At 44.2% G+C, this 3,912-nt stretch carries 4 protein-coding genes; 2 read left to right on the top strand and 2 right to left on the bottom strand.

What is annotated here, in order from left to right:
• A partial coding sequence (locus BN1127_RS14655; RefSeq protein WP_042649939.1) for an IS110 family RNA-guided transposase occupies positions 1 to 693 on the bottom strand: 693 nt, incomplete at its 3' end.
• A 186-nt stretch (positions 694 to 879) separates the two neighbouring features.
• Complete coding sequence (locus BN1127_RS14660; RefSeq protein WP_231557496.1) at positions 880 to 1,854, bottom strand: YagK/YfjJ domain-containing protein; 975 nt, start codon at positions 1,852 to 1,854, stop codon at positions 880 to 882.
• 311 nt (positions 1,855 to 2,165) lie between these two features.
• Between BN1127_RS14660 and BN1127_RS22200 the strand changes: the two genes are divergently transcribed.
• Complete coding sequence (locus BN1127_RS22200; protein ID WP_156139773.1) at positions 2,166 to 2,429, top strand: hypothetical protein; 264 nt, start codon at positions 2,166 to 2,168, stop codon at positions 2,427 to 2,429.
• A gap of 123 nt (positions 2,430 to 2,552) precedes the next feature.
• Positions 2,553 to 3,788, top strand: a complete 1,236-nt coding sequence (locus tag BN1127_RS22205; protein WP_156139774.1) for a hypothetical protein — start codon at positions 2,553 to 2,555, stop codon at positions 3,786 to 3,788.
• Positions 3,789 to 3,912 lie beyond the last annotated feature (124 nt).

Consider the following 3,912-nt stretch of genomic DNA (forward strand, 5'->3'; position numbering starts at 1 on the left):
GGAGGCCACCAGGGCGCTGGCGGTGATAGGACCTATACCGGGTAGCTGTGCCAATGTTTGGCTGGCGACACTGTCTCGATGCCAGCGTACGATCGCTTCCTCCAGCTCGTTGACCTGCTTATTGAGTTCCTTGAGGTGCTCGTGGAGTCGCATCAGCAACTGGCGAAACGTCCCTGGCAAGCCGTTTTCACTGTCCTCCAGGAATTCGGGAACACGCTGGCCGATGTGGGTGATGCCCTGGGGGATGATGAGCCCATATTCCGCCAACAGTCCTCGGATCTGGTTGGCCTGGGCGGTCCTGGCCTTGACGAACCCCTGCCTAGCACGATGCAGGGCTAGGACGGCTAACTGTTCGCTGCTCTTTATCGGCACGAAGCGCATGGTTGGCCGGGTTACCGCTTCGCAAATGGCCTCGGCATCGGCGGCATCGTTCTTGTTTGTTTTGACGTAGGGTTTGACGAATTGAGGTGCCATCAGCTTGACGGTATGCCCCAGTCCTTGCAGCTTGTTGGCCCAGAAATGGGCGCTACCACAAGCTTCCATGCCGATCAGACAGGCGGGCAAGTTGGTAAAGAACGAAAGCATCTGGTCGCGCTTTAACTGTTTCTTGTGGACCGTCTTGCCGTGTTCATTCACACCATGTATCTGAAAACAATTTTTGGCCAGATCAATCCCGATAGTTGTAGCCTTCATGGTGGTCGCCTCTTTTCAGTCAGTGGGAACTCTCATTCGCCACCTTGGCACGTTGATGCCGTTTTGGGGAGGGGCGACCATCCCATTACTTCGACCATCTTATCGTTGTGACTAGTACTGAACATAGTTCCAAGACTACCTCTTAAGTTAAGAAGGGCGAAGTGTATGGATCTTCAAGGGGCCAATCTAGGACCGACAAAGTAATAACCGAGGCCTGCCAAAGCGAGGTTGGGGCGATGGTTTCTCCATACGTCCGAAGGTTCGGCGACCGACTGGTAATACCGCCAATATTTGCGTATCTAGCTTGGTCAGATAATTCAACGCATTGATCAGGTTTATGCGCTTGTTTGTATCACTATAGTGCACCATCCCCACCCCATCAGTTCTCCTTCGTTGATAATCTTCTCGCCTGATCTGACAGTTGAAATAGGTCCCGTTATTGTCAGTCATATCTTCCCATACATCTCCCAGCGCTATACCAAGCGAGATATCTTTCTGGTGCACAGCCCCATTAAAAATGAACGTAATGTGGGTATGAAAACGTCTATCAACACCGTACTCCAGTTTCCAGATATACCCCACCAACGCAGGATATTTGTTCTGTATTCGACGAAGGTAACCATTCAGGTCATTCGTCACGAGGTCTAACGTGAGCTGGTCGTAGTAGGCTTTGCGATAGCCGATATCCAATCGGATGACTAATAGCTTGGCATGCTGGTCGAATAGGCTATTAACATACGTCGATATGCTATGCTGATTGCGGCCCTCAACGCGTTTTAGGTTATTGAGGCACTTACGGTGCGCCTGACTCTTGAACTCTCTTAGAAACGCATACAGCGCGTTATTGATATCCCTAGCTAATTCGTCACCGACATCACTATCGAGATATCTCTCATGGATGAGGTGCAATCCATAAACCTCTCGCATATGCGTTAGGAATAGCGCTACCGTTGGATGCGCTGACGATGCCTCCTCATGACAATAAAAATAATCACACACGGTATCCAACGCATTAAAGAGTTGGGTTGATAGCCTACGGTCAATGCAAGTGATGCGTGACTTACCTGAGGCTGAATCAACAGCCCTGACAATAGGACATGCTGTATTTTGGAACAGGTCTGGTATGCATAGGATATCTAATAGTCTGGCTGAGTTAAACATGATGACCTCGTTTAAGTAGGGGTAACTCTACGCAGTGTGATAGACACGCGCGTATGTAGGGGTGATTGCTGAAATGGTACGCGATAGTGGTGATGGTTATTGGTTGTAAATGGGGGCTGTACATAGCGTAGGAATAATATTGAATGGAAGTAATATTAAATAATAAATAAACCTAAACGTGATACGCCTGCCTCACCTACGAAAACACCCAAAAGCATATATAAGAAAGAATGGCTATTTTCTTAACCGATTAGCCTATCAAGGTATGATTTATAACACTGGAAGTTATGGAGCTCACTAGGGATGGAAAAATGCATTCAAGACTGGCTTCTACGTATAAGCCAGCTATCAACATCGTGCTCAAATCAAAAAATAGAGGAATGCCCTATCTTGAAGGGTTTGGGGAAGGTATGCTCATAACGAGGCGACTTGGGATTAAGCTAGTCATAGATAGTAGACTTGGCCATGCCAATCTTGTTGGTGAGGTCCTTGATGCGCAGGACTTTGATGATGTTGTTCATGGTGTACTCCTGATGATGTTGTGGGTTGTTTCATCAGAAGAGCGGGCCAGTTAAAAAAAAGAGCTTTGCTCACCCCTTCCTTAGGATTAAAGAAGAGGGGGGAGTCATAAGTACTTAAAGCCAAGTACAGCAAAGGAAAAACTGGAAAAAGTTAACTATCTTGGGAGGGTGGGACCGATGAAATTAAAACGATATAACATCACAAAGCTACACTCTGTTTATGGTAACGATTTAAGAAATTTATCATCAGTATTTAAGTATCGTGAAATAGAGTTACAGGATTACCCTACTGAAGAGATTGGCAAAGAAATCTCCATCGGTAGACGAGCTTTCTTTCTTAAAAAGAAAAGTCGTCTTCTCCTTACTGATGACATTGATTACTTCAAACAGATTTATGTCATTGTTGCATACATTAATAGATATTATAAAAATAAAAACTGCCTAGCTTTCAGCTCTGGCTATCGAAAAGACAATATTTATAACATTCATCGTCGCCCATCAATTCAGGATGCATTAAAATCACAGGAAATGTTCTTAAGAAGGGTAATTGAACTCTGTAATGACGCTATCGATATAAAAAATGAACTCTCAGGATTTGATTTACACCCCGCGATAGAGAGTGTATGCGATTTTTTTAAGGCAAGGGTTAAGAGGCATGTATATCTGAACGCTTTGGATGTTTTACCTGAAAAACAAACAATGGTGTTACTAGGAATGCTAAAAACTGTCTTTCAGAGTGAAGAGTATAAGCATAGTGTAAAGAATAGAAAAGCAGCTATAGCTAAAGGCATAAAATCTATTTCTTCTATGTTTGCTCACTACAAGGTTGGGGATGAAATTACCATCACACGTTTTTGTTTGGGATTTTATCAGATTTATAGCGCAGAGAGAGAGGCTAGAAGCCCACAAGATGAATACCTCAGCGAGGACCACACGAAACAAAAAAATAAACAACTAGAACTATTGATGAATGCAAAGAGCAAGTTGTTTTCATCTGGACGCAAAAAGGACTTGTTTGAGAGTGTAACCGATTATATTTGGAAAGTAGATAAGTCGAGAAATCGAGGGTACTACTTGCATGTTATATTATTTGTGAGAGGAAATAAAAAACAAGCATTAAAAGTGAAATCAGCTTTTGCTGCGGAGTGGAAAAAAATTGTGGGTAGGCGTATGGGGTTGTTATTTCATACATATGGCATTGAGCGATATTTTGATACCCACGAGTTAGAGAATAGTAGGGCACAGCGAACGGATAAGCTCAAGGCATACCTTGACGATATTAAAAAGCTATTTTATCAGGATGTATTAGCTCGCGTTGCTTGTGGTAAAAGAGGTTTTGGACGTAGCCTTGATAGGCAGCGTAATAGAGGAAAACCATTGGTATTAATGGAGACGCCAGTTCGATGTGACTGAGCAAATAATGTCTGGGTAACGGACATCAATTATATTCTAACCCATGAAGGCGAGCTCTATCTTGCCGCGGTTTCACGACAAGTCATTGGTTGGTAATGGGGCCACATGTACAGGACCTTAAGCG

The organism is Aeromonas media, from assembly GCF_000819985.1.
Classification (GTDB): domain Bacteria; phylum Pseudomonadota; class Gammaproteobacteria; order Enterobacterales; family Aeromonadaceae; genus Aeromonas; species Aeromonas media.

Bases quoted from the DNA above. Each gene is read 5' to 3' on its own strand.
- BN1127_RS14660 (WP_231557496.1), bottom strand. From the start codon at position 1,854: ATGTTTAACTCAGCCAGACTATTAGATATCCTATGCATACCAGACCTG.
- BN1127_RS22200 (WP_156139773.1), top strand. From the start codon at position 2,166: ATGCATTCAAGACTGGCTTCTACGTATAAGCCAGCTATCAACATCGTG.
- BN1127_RS22205 (WP_156139774.1), top strand. From the start codon at position 2,553: ATGAAATTAAAACGATATAACATCACAAAGCTACACTCTGTTTATGGT.